This window comes from Limnomicrobium aquaticum (assembly GCF_040545545.1).
GTDB lineage: Bacteria > Pseudomonadota > Alphaproteobacteria > Rhizobiales > Rhizobiaceae > Ensifer_A > Ensifer_A aquaticum.
Genome location: NZ_JBEPMB010000002.1, coordinates 325,083 through 340,809 on the forward strand (window position 1 = coordinate 325,083; position 15,727 = coordinate 340,809).

The following is a 15,727-nucleotide window of genomic DNA, read 5'->3' on the forward strand; positions in this document are numbered from 1 at the left end:
GAAATTTCAGCTTGCCCGTGCTAGCGTTGGATCATGCGTCGCTCTGCTCTTTCCCTTCTGTCTGCCGCCATTGTGCTTGCCCTTGCGGGATCTCTGGCGCATGCGGACGGCCACCATGATGGCGACGAAGATGAGACGCTCGATGCCGTTCACAGGGCGGTCGAGGACGGCACGGTGAAGCCGCTGTCTGACCTGAAGGCCATCGTCACCGCCCGCTTCCCCGGAGATATCGTTCGCATAGAGCCGCACCGCAGACACGGTGCCTTCACCTATGAATTCAAGGTGTTGCAGGCCGATGGCCGGCTGGTCGAGATCCATATGGATGCCGCGACCGGCCAGATCCTCAAGACCGAGAACGAATGATGCGCATTCTCCTTGTCGAAGACGATCCTCTGATTGCGCGCGATCTCGTTACCCATCTGGAGCGCGCAGGCTATCTCGTCGCCCACGAGCGAGATGGCGAATCCGGCTGGTATGCCGGTGACAGTGAGGACTTTGCTGCCGCCATCCTTGATCTTGGCCTGCCCACCATGGACGGGATGACGGTGCTCAAGCGCTGGCGCAAGGCGGGACGCCAGATGCCGGTTCTGGTGCTGACAGCCCGCGGCAACTGGGAGGAGCGGGTGGAGGGCATAGACGCCGGCGCCGACGACTATCTCGCCAAGCCGTTTCAGGTGGCCGAAGTGCTTGCGCGGCTGCGTGCCATCCTGCGACGTGCCGCCGGACAGGCCAGTCCGGTGCTTTCTGTCGGCGAGGTTTCGCTCGATCCGCGCACGCGTCTGGTTACGCTCTGCGGCGCGCCTGTGGACCTGACACCGCTCGAATATCGCTGCTTGCACCATCTCATGCAGCATCGCGACAGACATGTGACCCAACTTGAACTCACCGAACAGCTCTATGCGCAGGATTTCGAACGTGAGAGCAATTCGGTCGAGGTTTTGATCGGGCGACTTCGCCGCAAGCTGGGCCGCGACCTCATCGAAACGCGGCGCGGCTACGGTTATCGCATTGCATCTGCCGGAGAGGCGAGCACGCCATGATGCGCCGTATGAAATGGCTGACATCGATCCGCGGCCGCTTCCTCGTCCTGTCGGCGCTGACCGTTGGTCTGTCGCTGGCGCTGACGGCGGTGCTTCTCGTGTCGCTCTTTTCCAACAACATCCGCAAGCGAATAGACTTCGAACTGACGAACCAGATCAATACGCTCGCCGGTGCGCTCGCCTTCGACAACAGCGGCAAGCTGATACGCCCCAGCGGCTCGCTCGATCCGCGCTTCGACATCCCCTATGGCGGCCTCTACTGGCAGATCGTCGACGATGTCGCGAGCCAGACGATGCGCTCCGTCTCGCTCTTCGACACGATGCTTGCGCTGCCCGCCGATACGCATACGAACGGGACAATCCATCATTACATGCTTGCGGGTCCGGAGGGGCGCACACTGATCGTCCTGGAACGCATTGTCCGGGTCTCCGCGCCGGGAGGGCCGCGTCCCATCCGCATTGCGGTCGCCATCAACAATCGCGCGCTGGAAGAAGCGCGCGACGGCTTCGTGCGCGATATCGCTCCGGCCCTGGCGACGCTTGGCCTCATCCTCGTCGGCGCGTCGATTGCCCAGCTTGCCTTCGGCCTGCGACCCCTGTCGTCGCTGAGCGAAGGCATTGATCGTATTCGCGAACGTCGTGACAGCCGCCTCACGGGTGACTACCCGGCGGAATTCCAGACGACGGTCAACGCGATGAACCAGCTTCTCGACACGCAGGGTGCCATGATCGAGAAGGCGCGCCGCCGCGCTGCCGATCTTGCCCACGGTTTGCGAACGCCGCTGACGGTTCTCTCCAACGATGCCCTGACGCTGCGCGAGCGTGGCGAGACGGCCATGGCCGACGAACTCGATCATCTGACCGCCACCATGCGCGCTCATGTCGACCGGGAACTCGCCCTGTCGCGGATTGCGGCAAGGCCCGATCTTCGCGGCGGCGACAGCCATATCGCCAAACTCGTCGGCGATGTCATCCGCACAGTCCGTCGGACGCCGGAGGGCGAGGAGATCGATTTCTCGACGGAAGGGCCGGCCTCGCTCACCGCACCTGTCGATCCGGGAGACTTCCGGGAGATCGCCGGCAACCTCATTGAAAATGCGGTCAAGTGGGCAAAAGCCCGCGTCGTGGTCACCTGGGGCATCGATACTGGCAGGATATGGTTCCGCGTCACGGACGACGGGCCGGGCGTGCGTCCCGAGGAGCTTGCCAATCTGACGCGGCGTGGCTGGCGGCTGGACAGCGCCAAGCCTGGTACCGGCCTCGGCCTTTCCATCGTTCGCGAGATCGCCACCGTCTACAATATGGATTTCGAACTGCACAACGACGAGACCCTTGGCGGGTTGTGCGCCGAGATCACACTGACGACCACAGACTGAGTGAACAAGGGCCGCAGAAATGTCTCAGCGGCGCAGCAGAGCCTCGCGCAGAATTGAGGCGACGTCTTTTTCGTTTCGGGAAAATACCAGCCGGTCACGGCCACGTGCCTTGGCCTCGTAAAGGGCGGCGTCAGCGCGGGCAATCGCATCGGACAGGCCCTCATGTTCGGACATCACGGCAATCCCGAAGCTGGCGGTTGGCCGCAGCCCCTCCTGCAGGAATTCGGCATTGAGCAATCGCGCCCGAACGGTCTCGACCTGAAGCTGCGCCAGCGACGCGTTGCTGTCGAGTGTAAGCGTCGCAAATTCCTCGCCGCCGAGCCGTCCGCAGACATCCCCACCGGCTGCCTCAAGGCAGGCGGCAAACACGCGGATCACCTCGTCTCCAACCGCATGGCCATAGGTATCGTTGATCTTCTTGAAATGATCGAGATCGCAGAGAATGATGACAGGCGACCTGTTCGCGCTTCTGCGCTTCAAGGCGGTTTCACTCTTTTCGAAAAAGGCGCGTCGTGTCCACAGCCCTGACAGGTGGTCGCGCAGCAGCGTCTGCCGGGTCCGGGTGTTGCTTTCCTCCATCACGACGAGCATCAGGCTGACACCGAGCAGGATGGAGAGGATGGCCGAAATTGTCTGCGAGAATTGCGCATAGCTGCTGAAGACATAGGTCTGGATGCTGGAACCGGGCCCGAGCTGATAGGACAGGAAACCCTTGAACAGGAACTGAGCGGTACTGAGAAACAGCACGAGCATCAGGAAATGCTCCGCAAGGCTCCGCCGGGCCCGCGATCCGGACAGGAGTGCAGCTGCGCCCAGTGCCGGCATTACGGCAAACGGCGTCTGATAGGCGAAGGAATAGAAGAGCGAATCGCGCGGCGTTGCCATGACGATTGTCGGAAAGGCCACTTCGAACGCCAGATAAAGCGCCGGCAATGGCCAGCGTGGCCAGTTTGTGAAGTTCCTGATCAGCCCGAAAGCAACCAGCGCCAGTGCGGAATGCAGGCAGGAGAACGACAGGAAGGAAATGAGCTGCGGCATGCCCGTGCGCGGCGCAAGCATCTCTGCGCCGACCGTGCAAGAGGCCAGAAGAAACCCCGCCGCGCACCAATAGCCCAACGACACCCGCTGTGCCCTCGCGATCCCCACGAATGCCAGCGAAAACGCAAGCCCGAGGGAAAAGTTCACCACGAGAAGATAGATCGCATTGGCCATGGCGGTCGGCCGGTTCCAGTTTGACGATAGACGATTCTCAAAAATCCGGTAAGCGGGCCTTATAAAGGCGAAATTCATTCAATTGCAATGCGGTTGGGAGCCGCAACTGTCGATTTTCCGAAATAAAGCCGGCCTTTTTCTTCGACTTAGACTTTCATAGAATAGAAATGGATCTTCATATATTTAACATATATAATATAAGCTTGATCAATTTCAACGCTTTCTTCGCGGACATGAGGCGGCAGTTTTCATGTCCATGACGCAGTTTGTGTTGCTTGACAAAGAGGACCGAGTGTTGGATTTGTGCGGTCACAGACCTGAAGGTCGAAGAAGCGGGTGTAGCTCAATGGCAGAGCAGCAGCTTCCCAAGCTGAATACGAGGGTTCGATTCCCTTCACCCGCTCCAGCTTTTCTTGGTTTTCCGATTACTTTTCGCGTTTGGCGGCTGAATAGGCCTTGAAGGCGGCCAGCGTTTCGCGGCTGACGTGATGTTCGATGCCCTCAGCGTCGCAGCCGGCGATCTCCGGGTCGATCCCGATGTCGATGAGGAAGGTCTCGACGATCGCATGGCGTTCGCGGCCTTCTTCGGCGAGTTTCATCCCGGCTTCGCTGAGGAATATACCGCGATAGGGGCGCTTTTCGATCAGGCCTGCATCAGACAGACGGTTCAGCATGCGGGCGACCGTCGGCTGTGCTACGCCGAGATAGGCAGCGATATCGACTTGCCGTGCTTCGCCGGTTGCGCGCACGAGATCGTCAATCAGTTCGACATAGTCTTCCAGAAGCTCCGAACGCCGCGCATCGCGCGCCTGCTGGAAGGCTGCAGCCCGCGTTCCGGGAGCGGCCAGCGCATCGTCAGCCTCTGTTGTTTTTCGTCTGGCCATGTCCCGCCTTACAGCCCCGCGTCCCTGCCTGCCTTCGCGGTCATGCCGGCTTTCTGAACGCGTTGAAGCCCGGCGGCAAGTGGAAATTTCGTGAGCGACCTTATTGACAGCAACTTGTCATAAGCTAATGTTTATAGCATGTGCTATAATTGAACAGGTAAAGACATGTTGCGCGACGAATTGCAGATGGCGAGCGGCTCCACCGTGGCACTGCGGCATGAACAGGCGATGCGCGATGCTCTGGCGGGGCGAAGGACCGGAGTGCGGGCCTTTCTCCCCTTTTTCGGGCCGGCTGTTATTGCATCCATCGCTTATATGGACCCCGGCAATTTTGCGACGAACATTCAGGCGGGTGCCGGCTACGGCTATGCGCTTTTGTGGGTTCTGCTGGCGGCCAACCTGATTGCGATGCTGTTCCAGTCGCTCTCCGCCAAGCTCGGCATTGTGACCGGCGTGAACCTTGCCGAAATGTGCCGCGAGCAATATCCGAAACCGATGGTCTATGTGATGTGGGTCGTCAGCGAGATCGCTGCGATGGCCACGGACCTGGCCGAATTTCTCGGCGGCGCCATCGGTCTGTCGCTGATTTTCGGCATGCCCCTTCTCGCCGGCATGGTGGTCACCGCAATCGTGACCTATGTGATTCTGGTGATGGAGCAGGGCGGCTTCCGTCGCATGGAAATCCTGATCGGCACGTTCGTCGCCATCATCAGTCTCTGCTATCTGGTTGAAATGCTGATCGCCCCGGTCGAATGGGGCAATGTCGCCAAGGGCCTGACAACACCCAATATTCCGGACAGCAATGCGCTGATGATTGCCGTCGGTATTGTCGGCGCCACCGTGATGCCGCACGCGGTCTTTCTGCATTCCGGCCTCACGCAGGGGCGTATCCGGCCCGCCGATGACCGCGAACGCCGCATGCTGGTGAATTTCTCCAACCGGGAAGTCGTAATCGCGCTGGCGGCAGCCGGCCTCGTCAACATGGCGATGGTCATCATGGCCGCCGCCGCCTTCCATCTCGGTCATTCTGAAGTTGCCGAGATCGAGACCGCCTATCACACGCTGACACCTCTTCTCGGCAGTGCCGCAGCTTCCGTCTTCCTCGTTTCGCTCATTGCCTCGGGCGTGTCGTCTTCGGTTGTCGGCACCATGGCCGGTCAGGTCATCATGCAGGGCTTTGTCGGTTTCCGCATCCCGCTCCTCATTCGCCGTCTCGTGACCATGGTTCCGGCCTTCGCGGTCGTTCTCATGGGAGTCGATTCGACCAAGGCGCTTGTGGTCAGTCAGGTCATCCTCTCGATCGCCCTGCCCATTCCCATGCTGGCCCTGCTGCATTTCACATCAAAGCGCAGCATCATGGGCGAATATGTGAACGGCCCGGTGATCCGCGTTCTCGGGACGATCGGCGCGGCGGTGGTCCTCTGCCTGAACTTCCTTCTGCTCGCGCAGGTCGCCGGTCTCTTCTGACCGGGTTGCGGCTATGGAGGAAGGGGCGTGCGGCGTCTTCCGCCAGAGGAACGGGTTGGCGGAAAGCTCCTTCACCGCCTGCCAGGCGGCAACGGAAAGCATGATCCAGTAAAACGGCACGCCGGCCCAGGGACTACCGACGGTGACGCGTTCCTCTGCGCTCATCGGCTTGCGTCCGAGAAACGCGAAGAGGTAGTAGCTCCCCACGATATTCGCGACATCCACAGCAAAAAGGAGTTGCTCCGCAAGCCCGACTGCAAGCCACGCGCCGCTTGCAAACAGCCAGATCGACCGCAGGATGAAGACGGCAAGCAGCGGATGTGCCAGCGCCGAAAACAGCATTCCGCCCGAGGTCAGGAACAGGGCGACGAAACCGGCGGATCCGATCTGCGCGAGAAGACGCCGCGGCGCGCGCAAATGCACCAATACCGTCTGCAGCCACCCCTTGAACCAGCGCGAGCGCTGTGCGCGCCACACCGGCCACTCGGTTGGGGCATCTTCAAGCGTGGGCAGTTTGAGAACGCCGCACCGATAGCCCATGCGATGCAGCCGAATGCCGAGATCGGCATCCTCTGTCACGTTGAACGGATCCCAGGCGCCGGCCGCTTCAAGCGCTCCCCGGCGAAAATGGTTGGACGTGCCGCCGAGCGGCATTGGCAGGCCGAAGCGTGCGAGAAGAGGCAGGAGGCTGCGGAAAAGCCCCGCATATTCCAGCGCAAACAGGGCCGCGATCCGGCTTTCTCCGGCATTGGAAATGTTGAGCGGCGCCTGCAGGCAGGCCATCGCGTCGGTTTCGGCTGCAAACCGCGCATGGGCCTCGCGCAACTGCTGCGGATGCGGCCGGTCCTCGGCATCGAAAATCACGATATAGTCGCCGCGCGCACCGGCCAGCGCATAGGCCAGCGCCTTGGGTTTGGTGCGCGGACCCTCCGCCGGCACCTCGACGATTTCGAAATGCGCGCCCCTGGCGTATTGGCGGACTGCCGCGATGGTCGCCAGATCATCCGCTTCGCAGACGATCTTGATGTCGAGAAGGGATTTCGGCCAGTCCAGCCGGTCGAGCGCCGCAATCATCTGCGGCACCATGGCCTCTTCGCGATAGGCTGCGACCAGAACGGTATAGACGGGTAGGGGACCGGCCTCGGCAGCGTGTTGCGGGCTTGGGAGCCGGGCGCCCTCCGTTGCCCCAAGCTTGAGAGCGATCGCCCGCAGCCCCATCGCTGCCAGATAGATGGCGCTCAGTGCGATATGCAGGAGCAGAAGGATCGGGTCGGGCCATACAACGACAGCCAGCGGAAAACCGACCGACAATGCGCCGAGCATATAGCCTTGCCAGCCGGTGAGAACGATCCGGGCGCTGAAGGCCGGCGTTTCCCCGAAAAGCTGGTCTGTGACCTTGTCGACACGCGCCCGCGCATTGGCCTTCCAGATTGCCTCCCGTATCGTCTGCGGTGCCGCGATGCCCAGTCCCTCGCGCATGTGGGGCGCCTGAGAGAGTTGGTCGCGCAAAGCGATGGCGTGGCGCGCTTCCGGCGCAATGACCAGCAGGGCAGGAAGCGACGGACGGCTCAGGCGCAGCAGCGCACCTTTATCAAGCTGTGTATCGATGTTTTCGGTCAGGAAGACATTCGCGGGGTTGATGCTCGCGAAAAATGGAAGGCCGAGCCAGTCGGCGAGAGCCTCGTAAAAGATGTGCGGATCGAGAGTCCCGTCGGCAATCAGCTCACGCTCGATCGTTGTCCCGTTCTGCTGCGCCTTTTGAAACGCCAATGCCAGAGTGGGTTTGCCAATGCCGAGCGCCATAAAGAGCCGCACTTCATCCGCGGGCAAGGTGCTTTCCGCAGGATCGGCCTCCCATCCCGCAATGGCACTCGCAACGGGCGTTGCGACGGATTTATCTGCATTTCCGGAATTCCAATATTCTCCGGCGCGCATGAGTTTGATAAACCATTGTTAGCATCGTCGAAAATTTATGAAACATCGAGAATTTGAAACCTATGGTACTGAACGGCATTGGCTCCGCATCCATGAAAATTTTGGGGTTTTTGCTGTTTCTATTGCTGGCTATGGATACACCCGCTGCGGCGGTTGATGCCCAGGGCCCGCTTCTCACTTTCGACAAGCGCGAGCATCGGGCCATGCCGGATATCAGCACGGTCCCGCGCATCCGGTTCCTGACCACGCTCGACTTTCCGCCCTTCGAATTTCTTGATGCGGAGGGACGGCTGTCCGGTTTTAACATCGATCTGGCGCGGGAACTGTGCGACACGCTGGAGATCCAGGCGAAATGTCAGATCCAGGCGCTCCCCTTTGACGAATTGCAGGCCGCTCTCGAAAACCGCACGGGCGATGCGGTCATTGCCGGTATCGGCGTGACGGCGGCGCTTCGGGAAAAATTCGATTTTTCGAGACCCTATCTGCAGTTGCCAGCGCGGTTCCTCGCGTCGAAGAAGACAGCGGGCGAGGCAATCACCCCCATGAAGCTTGCCTCCGCCAGGATCGGGGTTGTCAGGGACACGGCGCACCAGGCCATGCTCAAGGCCTATTTCCCGAATGTGACCCCGCAGCTTTATGACGATCGCGCCGCCATGCTGAAGGCCCTGAAGGCGGGCGAGGTGGACACGGTCTTCGGGGAGGGGCTGGCGCTTGCTTTCTGGTCTGCGAGCGGCGAGGCGGACAATTGCTGCGCCTTTCGCGGCGGACCGTTCTATTCCGGTGATTTTCTGGGCGAGGGCATGACCATCATGACGCGGTCCGGTGAGCCGCTGACGGCGGCCTTCGATCACGGCCTTCTCGAACTGGCGCGCAAGGGTATCCTCAACGAACTTTTCGTGAAGTATTTCCCGCCGGGGCTCTTCTGACTGGTCACAGGGCCGTCTTTCACATCGCAACGTAGCGGTCTCGCCGGTGGTTGATGGCGAGAACCAGATTGAGCACCAGCGCACCGATGATCGAGCAGACGATGATGAAGGGCGTGGCGATGAAGAACGAGAAGAAGAGCACGCAGAAATCGAACCCGAGCTGAACCAGCCCCGCCTTCCAGCCGAGTTTCTCCTGGAGATAGAGCGCCAGAACCCCGAAGCCGCCGAGGCTGGCACGATGGCGGAAAAGCGCCAGCATGGCGGTTCCGACCAGAAGTCCGCCGAACAGCGCGCCTGCCAGTGGATCGATCTGGCCAATCGGGATGAGCCGGGGCAGGGCGATGGACAGCCCCGAAGTCGCGGCGACCGTTGCGAAGGTTTTCAGCGTGAACGCGGCACCGAGCCGAGTCCATGCCAGATAGTAGAACGGCAGGTTGATGACGAAATAGATCACGCCGAAGGAATAACCGGTCGCGTAGTGAAGAAGAAACGCGACACCGGCCGTACCGCCCGTCAGCAGCCCTGCCGACGATAGCAGCAGCACGCCGAGCGAAGCCAGCATGGCGCCGGAGGCCACCCCTTGCGCATCTTCGAGCAGCGAATGCTTCTCGCTCGTCGATTTCAGATAGTCGGAAAATGTCTTGCCGGGAGTTGCCGTATTCATCCGTGGCCCGCTCGTTGTCCGCCTACCGGAGCACGCTGTAGCGGTCGGAGCGGTGGTTCACCATCACGAAGACATTCAATATGACGGCACCAAGCACCGAGGCAAGAACGATCGGCAGGGGAGCGGCCAGAAAGGCGAAGGTCAGCACGATCGCATCAAACGCCATCTGCACCTGTCCGGCGCGAAAGCGCGTACGGTCCTGCACATAAACAGCCAGAATGCCGATCCCGCCAAGGCTGGCGCGGTGACGGTAGAGCGCCAGCAGGCCGAAGCCGAGAAGCAGTCCGCCAATGAGCGCCGCCCAGACCGGATTGATCTCGCCAATGGTGAGATACCGGCTCTGCACGTCGACCAGCGCCGAGGTAATGGCGACCGCCGCAAAGCTCTTCAGCGTGAAGGCAAGGCCCATGCGCAGGAAGGAGAGAATGTAGAAGGGCAGGTTGATGAGGAAGAAGAGAAGACCAAAGGAAAGGCCCGAAGCATAGTGCAGGAGAAAGGCCGCGCCAGCCATGCCGCTCGTTACCAGATGTGCCTTGCCCATGAAGAAGAGGCCAAGAGAGGCGATCAGCACGCCGGCGAGAATGCCCTGTGCATCCTCGAAAATCGAATGCCGGTCAGGGCGTCCGCTCAACTGCGAAAACACATCGGAAATATTCGCCACGCCGCTCTCCATCGCGAAATCTTTTGCCTGTCCTCCCTGTAAGCGATTGTCTCAAATGGCTCAATTTTCGCAACAAAAATATGTAAGCATTACTGACCTATTTTCATGCTGCGACGCAATAAAATTACGTCGACGAACCCTTTTCGGCAATGAACAGAATTCCGTTCACGGGGTGCCCTCCATCCATGCGGATGACGAGCTTTTCCGATCCGAGAAGGGTAAAGCCGTGGCTCCCCAGAAGCCTCTCGATGTAAGCCGGCGAATGGGCATATCTCAGTGACGGCTGCAGACGGAAATCGCCGTTCCCGTCCATCAGGTGCTCGACCGAAAAGGCGAAGTGTCCGTCATCGGTTAGCAGCGTGGCAGCCAGTCCTAAGACCGGCTCGAGATCGCCGAGATACATGAGCACATCGGCTGCCGCGACGAGATCGGCCCTGCCTGAAGCCAGATCCGCATTGATCAATCGCGCCTCAGCAGTTCCGCGTGACAGATCGGCCTGATCGAGATGATCGTAAGTCCCCTTGTCTTCCGCCTTCGCCAGCATGTTGGCGGACAAATCATAGCCTTCCAGACGATCGACACGCGTGCGCAGTTCGACGCCCATGAGCCCCGTTCCGCAGCCAAGATCGATGGCGCGGGCGTAGTGCGCCCGTCCCTTGGCCTCGATCAGCGCCGCAAGCCGACCTGGCACCTTGTAGTCGAGCTTCTCGACCAATGCCGTCTCGAAGCGGTCGGCATAGTCATCGAAAAGCTGCTCGACATAGGCGACCGGCGGCGTTGCCGGCTGCGCCCGATCGCCCAGAATGGAAAGCTTGAGCCCCGCGCCGAAGACGTCGTCTTCATGAAGTTCGAGAACCCGGCGGTAGGCCTCAATGGCTGCGTCCCCAAGCCCCGCCTTCTCGCGGTATTCCCCCAGCAGAAACCAGCCGGCGCTCCATGAGGGAGCCAGTTCCAGCGCCTGCTCCATCAGCTCGGCTGCCGCACCGACGTCGCCACCAGTCGCCAGCATGCGCGCATAGTCGGCGCGCCGGTCGGCGATCAGGTCGCCCGAGGTGAGGTCCATCGCAGTCATGTCAGGCGTTTCCAGTTGAGATCGCGCGCAATATTGCTTTTGCACCGGGGCGATCAAGCGAATTTTGCAATGCCTCTTGCCGCCGCCATGATTCGGACCCTATCTCTGGCGAGAAGCGCCAGAATCGGCGTTGCCGGACCGGCAAAAGGAGCAAACGAGATGAGCGAATCCATGAACCGGATGCTGGGCGACAGCCCCGGCCGCCTCATCGTCAAGCTGGTCGTCGTTTCGGTCATTGTCGGCTTTGTCATGCGCTCCTTCGGCTGGTATCCGATGGATATCGTGCATTGGATCCGCGATTTCCTCGCCAATCTGTGGCGCACCGGCTTCCGCGCCTTCGGCGAGGTCGGCGATTACTTCCTCCTCGGCGCGGTCGTCGTCATTCCCGCCTTTATCATTCTGCGCCTGATGAGCTACCGCCGCTGATGTCTGCCAACAGTTTCGACCTTCCCCAGCTCACCCGCCGCGCAGCACTGGCCGGCCTCGGCCTGACGCTATTGTCCGGCTGCACCACCGTGGCGGTTCTGCAGCCGGAGCCGGGAAATTCGGACGACCACACAAAGACCGTTCTGCCGCTGATCAACAAACTGCGTGCGTCCAAGAAGCTGCCGCCGCTCGTCGAGGACAAGGCAGCGGTGGCCGCTGCGACCGATCAGGCAAACCGCATGGCGAAAGCCGGCGAGATGAACCATGAACTGAAGTCCGAGGACGATTTCACCTCGCGCATGAACCGTATGGGCGTGCGCCTGCAGGCGGCGGAAAACATCGCCACCGGCCAGGACACCGCCGAGCGCGCCTTTCAGGCCTGGGTACACTCGCCCAAGCATCTGAAGAACATGCTCGGCCCCTACAAGGGCCTCGGCGTTGCGGTTTCGCAAAATAGCGCTTCCGATAACCGCCCCTTCTGGTCCATGATTTTGTCGAACTAAGGTGGTCTCGGCGCTCGCTCTCCCTCCCCCTTGTGGGGAGGGTTGGGGAGGGGTCTTTCCCGCCTGCTCTGTATTTGCGACAAAGACCCCCTCTGGCTGCCGCCATCTCCCCCACAAGGGGGGAGACGATACGCGGTAGCCGCGCCGGCCAATCTTCAGAGAAGAAGCCCGGCAAGATCGTCCGCGAAGGGCGCAAAACCCAAAGCGCGTGCTACTCTCCGGTCTCGAATCGCCGCAACGCATCCCCGCCGGACCCCCGCATGACCCTCGATACGCACGACCGCGCCTTCCGCGTCACCCATCGCCTCGTCCTGTCGATCGCCGTACCGATGACGCTCGGCTTTGTCTCGACGCCGCTATTGGGCCTCACCGATACGGCGGTCGTCGGGCAGACAGGTGTCGCGGCCGATCTGGCAGGGATTGGCATTGCCGCCGTGCTCTTCGATTTCCTCTTTTCCTTCACCGGCTTTTTCCGCACTTCGACCACGGCGCTGACTGCCCAGGCCTATGGGCGGATGGATGCCGCGGAAGAGCGCGCCGTCTTCTTCCGCGCCGCCGCCACCAGCCTCGTTGCCGGTTTCCTTCTGCTGGCGCTCGCGTCGCCGATCCTTGCTGCCGGTCTCGCTATCCTGTCGCCGGAACCGGCAGCTGCCGAGGTGGCCGCGACCTATTTCGCCATCCGCATCCTCTCGGCGCCGGCGCGCCTCATCAACGACTGTCTTCTCGGCTTCGTGCTCGGCCGGGGCAGGGCAGGCGTCGGCCTCTTTCTGCAAACGCTGCTGAACGGGATCAATATCGCGCTCTCGATCACGCTTGGCCTCTGGTTTGGCTACGGCGTGTCGGGTGTCGCCTGGGCGACATTCTCGGCGGAAGTGGTCACCGCACTCGCAGGCCTCGCCTTCGCCTTTTCCGGTTTCCGGCGCGTGAGCAGCGGAACCGACTGGCGCGCCGTCTTCGCGCTTGCCAAGCTGAAGACGCTCTTCGCCGTCAACCGCGATATCGTTATCCGCAATCTGTTGTTGACAGGGTCATTCCTGATCATGGCCCGCATCGGTGCGGAACTCGGCACGGTGACGCTTGCCGCCAATGGCATCCTCATGAATTTCTTCATGGTCACTGCCTTCTTCCTCGACGGCATGGCTGCCGCCGCCGAGCAGATCTGCGGCCGCTCGCTGGGTGCCGGCGATCGTCAGGCCTTCCGCGACGCGGTTCGGCTGACCCTCGTCTGGTCGCTGGGGCTTTCGGCGCTGCTGGCCGTCGCGACCATGCTCGTCGGCCATCAAGTCATTGCCTTCCTCACGAGTGCGGCGGATGTGCGGACAGAAGCGGGGCTCTACCTGTTCTGGATGGCGCTCACCGCGATGACCGGCGCGCTCGCCTTCCAGATGGACGGCGTCTTCATGGGTACTGCCTGGTCGGTCGAGATGCGCAACATGATGATCCTGTCGTTCATTGCCTATCTCGTCGCCGTCTTCGCGCTGCCGCCCTATTTCGGCAATCACGGCCTCTGGGCCGCACTCAACCTCTTCCTGCTGATGCGCGGCATCACCCTCGCCGCGATCCTGCCGGGCAAGGCGAGAAAGATGTTTGGGTGAGGTGTCCTCTCCCACAGGGAGAGGAAGCGGTCAGCCAAGCGGCTGGCTCGCCCAATGCGCGACGCGGCTGTCACGCAAGTCGCGGATCGAACCAAGCTTCTCCCGGTCGCAAAGGCCGGACAGGCCCTTGACGATACGGCTTGCCAGTTCTGGCCCTTCATAGACCATGCAGGAATAGAGCTGCACGAGATCGGCCCCGGCGCGGATCTTCTCCGCGGCCGTCTCTGCCGATTCCACGCCGCCTGCGCCGATGAGAGGGAACGTCGCACCAACGCGCTGGCGCATCTTGGCGAGAACCGTGGTCGAAACCGCAAACAACGGCCGCCCTGAAAGGCCACCGGCCTCGCCGGCTTGCCGCTGATCGCTCAAGCCCGTCCGGCCGATGGTCGTATTGGAGACGATCAGCCCGTCGAGCCCGCGCTTGAGCGAAACCTCGGCGATATCATCCAGCCCGCCTTCGCTCATGTCCGGCGCGATCTTGAGGAAGACAGGCACCTTCGCCCCGCCGGCCTTCGCCGCTTCTTCATCTCGGGCTGCAAGCACGGCCATAAGCAGCGCATCAAGGCTTTCACGGTCCTGCAGGTTGCGCAGGCCCGGCGTATTGGGTGAGGAGACATTGGCGGTGAAGTAGCGCGCGACCGAATAGAAGCTGCGAATGCCCGCCACATAGTCGGCGATCCGATCCTCGCTATCCTTGTTCGCGCCGATATTGACCCCGACCATCAGCGTCTTGGGCAGGCGCTTGAGACGTTCGAATGCCGCAGCATGGCCTTCGTTATTGAAGCCCATCCGGTTGATCACGGCGCGGTCTGCGACAAGCCGGAACAGGCGCGGCTTCGGATTGCCGGCCTGCGGGCGCGGCGTCAGCGTGCCAACCTCGGCAAAGCCGAAGCCAAGGCGGACAAGCTCTGCCGGCACTTCGGCATTCTTGTCATAGCCGGCCGCCATACCGAGCGGATTGTCGAAGGTCAGCCCCGCAATCGTCTGCTTCAACCGCGCATCGGGCGCGACACGGCAGGCGGGGAGCAGCCCGGTTTTCAGCGCGGCTATTGAAAGCCCATGCGCCGTTTCCGGATCGAAGGTGAAAAGCGCCTGCCGGCCGAGACGGGAAAGGAAGCTCATGCGACGAACTCCGGGAAGACATGCTTGCCGTCCGCGCCGATCGGCAAGGGCTTCGCCCAGATCACCGCCGAGAGCGGCAGCGTTCCATAGAGATGCGGGAAGAGCGCATTGTCTCGCGAAGGCTCGAACACCAGCGCGTCGCCAAGCTTGGCTGTATCGACCGCAACCAGCACCAGCCCATCCTGTCCCGCGAAATAAAGCTCTGCCGTCTTCACCGATTGCGCGGCGGTCGAGAGGTGGATGAAGCCATCGTTGAGATCGATGCCCGCCCCCTCGAAAACGCCTTTCTCATGCGCGGCCTGCCATATTTCGGAGGCGACGATCTTGTAGACTGCTTTTTCCATGGGACAATTCCGCGGGCTTGGGTTCCTTCAACCCTCTTGGCGCGAAGCCGGCCGCAAACGCAAGGGGAGTTTGACATGACCAGCCGTTTTTTGGCCGCAGGCCTTTTGACATTCATACCATTTCTCGCGCTTGCCGATGAAGCGCCGGCCGGCCGCTTCCAGTTGCAACCCGTTGAGGGCGGCGTTGTTCGGCTTGATACGGCAACCGGCGAGATGACGCTCTGCAAGGCCGATGCCGGCAAGCTCGCCTGCGCGCCGTCTGCGAGCGCAACGACGACGACCTCCCCTGCGGTGGCCGATGTTGCAGCGCTGAAGGCCCGCATCGATGCGCTGGAACGTCAGTTGGCAACCGGCAGCAAGGGGTCGGATCTGCCCACGGACGCAGAGGTCGACCGCAGCCTCTCGATCATGGAAAAGTTCATGCGCCGCTTCATGGGCATCGCGAAGGATCTGGATCAGCAAAACCAAGGGTCGAACGCTCTTCCGCAAAAGACCTGAAC

16 protein-coding genes, 1 tRNA gene and 1 pseudogene are annotated in these 15,727 nt (G+C 61.5%); 10 read left to right on the top strand and 8 right to left on the bottom strand.

Annotation, left to right across the window (positions count from 1 at the left end; all coding sequences use genetic code 11):
- The first annotated feature begins 33 nt into the window (after nucleotides 1–33).
- Genes ABID16_RS10210 through ABID16_RS10220 form a run of 3 tightly spaced genes read left to right on the top strand, consistent with a single transcriptional unit; the run spans nucleotide 34 to nucleotide 2,416 of the window.
- Nucleotides 34–363, top strand: a complete 330-nt coding sequence (locus ABID16_RS10210; protein WP_354556233.1) for a PepSY domain-containing protein — start codon at nucleotides 34–36, stop codon at nucleotides 361–363.
- Nucleotides 363–1,040, top strand: coding sequence for a response regulator transcription factor (locus tag ABID16_RS10215; RefSeq protein WP_354556515.1), 678 nt, complete (start codon nucleotides 363–365; stop codon nucleotides 1,038–1,040). Before ABID16_RS10210 ends, ABID16_RS10215 begins: the two co-directional genes overlap by 1 nt.
- Nucleotides 1,037–2,416 (top strand): sensor histidine kinase, encoded by a 1,380-nt coding sequence (locus ABID16_RS10220; protein WP_354556234.1) that lies wholly within the window; start codon nucleotides 1,037–1,039, stop codon nucleotides 2,414–2,416. Before ABID16_RS10215 ends, ABID16_RS10220 begins: the two co-directional genes overlap by 4 nt.
- Before the next feature lie 24 nt (nucleotides 2,417–2,440).
- Here the strand turns inward: ABID16_RS10220 and ABID16_RS10225 are convergent, their stop codons facing one another.
- Nucleotides 2,441–3,628 (bottom strand): GGDEF domain-containing protein, encoded by a 1,188-nt coding sequence (locus tag ABID16_RS10225; RefSeq protein WP_354556235.1) that lies wholly within the window; start codon nucleotides 3,626–3,628, stop codon nucleotides 2,441–2,443.
- A 332-nt stretch (nucleotides 3,629–3,960) separates the two neighbouring features.
- Between ABID16_RS10225 and ABID16_RS10230 the strand changes: the two genes are divergently transcribed.
- Nucleotides 3,961–4,034, top strand: a tRNA-Gly gene (locus ABID16_RS10230).
- Nucleotides 4,035–4,053: 19 nt separating this feature from the next.
- Here ABID16_RS10230 and mntR read toward each other — a convergent pair.
- Entirely contained in the window at nucleotides 4,054–4,512 is a 459-nt protein-coding gene (mntR, locus tag ABID16_RS10235) for a manganese-binding transcriptional regulator MntR (RefSeq protein ID WP_354556236.1), read from the bottom strand.
- 165 nt (nucleotides 4,513–4,677) lie between these two features.
- Between mntR and ABID16_RS10240 the strand changes: the two genes are divergently transcribed.
- Complete coding sequence (locus ABID16_RS10240; RefSeq protein ID WP_354556237.1) at nucleotides 4,678–5,979, top strand: Nramp family divalent metal transporter; 1,302 nt, start codon at nucleotides 4,678–4,680, stop codon at nucleotides 5,977–5,979.
- 285 nt (nucleotides 5,980–6,264) lie between these two features.
- Here ABID16_RS10240 and ABID16_RS10245 read toward each other — a convergent pair.
- Nucleotides 6,265–7,914 (bottom strand): annotated as a pseudogene (locus ABID16_RS10245) (glycosyltransferase); the annotation flags it as partial.
- 131 nt (nucleotides 7,915–8,045) lie between these two features.
- On the opposite strand from ABID16_RS10245, the gene ABID16_RS10250 reads away from it, so the two are divergent.
- Nucleotides 8,046–8,840, top strand: coding sequence for a transporter substrate-binding domain-containing protein (locus ABID16_RS10250; RefSeq protein ID WP_354556238.1), 795 nt, complete (start codon nucleotides 8,046–8,048; stop codon nucleotides 8,838–8,840).
- Nucleotides 8,841–8,859: 19 nt separating this feature from the next.
- Here ABID16_RS10250 and ABID16_RS10255 read toward each other — a convergent pair whose 3' ends face one another.
- The 3 genes from ABID16_RS10255 to ABID16_RS10265 form a co-directional block, all read right to left on the bottom strand.
- Complete coding sequence (locus ABID16_RS10255) at nucleotides 8,860–9,504, bottom strand: YitT family protein (protein WP_354556239.1); 645 nt, start codon at nucleotides 9,502–9,504, stop codon at nucleotides 8,860–8,862.
- Nucleotides 9,505–9,526: 22 nt separating this feature from the next.
- A complete protein-coding gene (locus ABID16_RS10260; RefSeq protein ID WP_354556240.1) occupies nucleotides 9,527–10,165 on the bottom strand; it encodes a DUF6198 family protein in 639 nt (212 codons plus the stop codon).
- 124 nt (nucleotides 10,166–10,289) lie between these two features.
- Entirely contained in the window at nucleotides 10,290–11,237 is a 948-nt protein-coding gene (locus ABID16_RS10265) for a class I SAM-dependent methyltransferase (RefSeq protein WP_354556241.1), read from the bottom strand.
- Between the two features lie 159 nt (nucleotides 11,238–11,396).
- Here ABID16_RS10265 and ABID16_RS10270 point away from each other — a divergent pair, with 159 nt between their 5' ends.
- The 3 genes from ABID16_RS10270 to ABID16_RS10280 all read left to right on the top strand — a co-directional run bounded on the left by ABID16_RS10270 (nucleotide 11,397) and on the right by ABID16_RS10280 (nucleotide 13,761).
- The gene (locus ABID16_RS10270) at nucleotides 11,397–11,663 is read left to right on the top strand and encodes a DUF6460 domain-containing protein (RefSeq protein WP_354556242.1); all 267 of its coding nucleotides are present in this window, start codon (nucleotides 11,397–11,399) and stop codon (nucleotides 11,661–11,663) included.
- Nucleotides 11,663–12,166 carry a CAP domain-containing protein gene (locus tag ABID16_RS10275; RefSeq protein WP_354556243.1) on the top strand — a complete coding sequence of 168 codons (504 nt, stop codon included), beginning with the start codon at nucleotides 11,663–11,665 and terminating at the stop codon, nucleotides 12,164–12,166. Before ABID16_RS10270 ends, ABID16_RS10275 begins: the two co-directional genes overlap by 1 nt.
- A 260-nt stretch (nucleotides 12,167–12,426) precedes the next feature.
- The gene (locus tag ABID16_RS10280) at nucleotides 12,427–13,761 is read left to right on the top strand and encodes an MATE family efflux transporter (RefSeq protein WP_354556244.1); all 1,335 of its coding nucleotides are present in this window, start codon (nucleotides 12,427–12,429) and stop codon (nucleotides 13,759–13,761) included.
- 30 nt (nucleotides 13,762–13,791) lie between these two features.
- On the opposite strand, the gene ABID16_RS10285 is transcribed toward ABID16_RS10280, so the two are convergent.
- Both ABID16_RS10285 and ABID16_RS10290 read right to left on the bottom strand, forming a co-directional pair.
- The gene (locus ABID16_RS10285; protein ID WP_354556245.1) at nucleotides 13,792–14,883 is read right to left on the bottom strand and encodes a quinone-dependent dihydroorotate dehydrogenase; all 1,092 of its coding nucleotides are present in this window, start codon (nucleotides 14,881–14,883) and stop codon (nucleotides 13,792–13,794) included.
- Nucleotides 14,880–15,227, bottom strand: coding sequence for a DUF952 domain-containing protein (locus ABID16_RS10290; protein WP_354556246.1), 348 nt, complete (start codon nucleotides 15,225–15,227; stop codon nucleotides 14,880–14,882). The genes ABID16_RS10285 and ABID16_RS10290 overlap by 4 nt, the downstream gene beginning before the upstream one ends.
- Nucleotides 15,228–15,302: 75 nt before the next feature.
- Between ABID16_RS10290 and ABID16_RS10295 the strand changes: the two genes are divergently transcribed.
- On the top strand, nucleotides 15,303–15,725 hold the full coding sequence (locus tag ABID16_RS10295) for a hypothetical protein (protein WP_354556247.1): 423 nt from the start codon (nucleotides 15,303–15,305) through the stop codon (nucleotides 15,723–15,725).
- Nucleotides 15,726–15,727 lie beyond the last annotated feature (2 nt).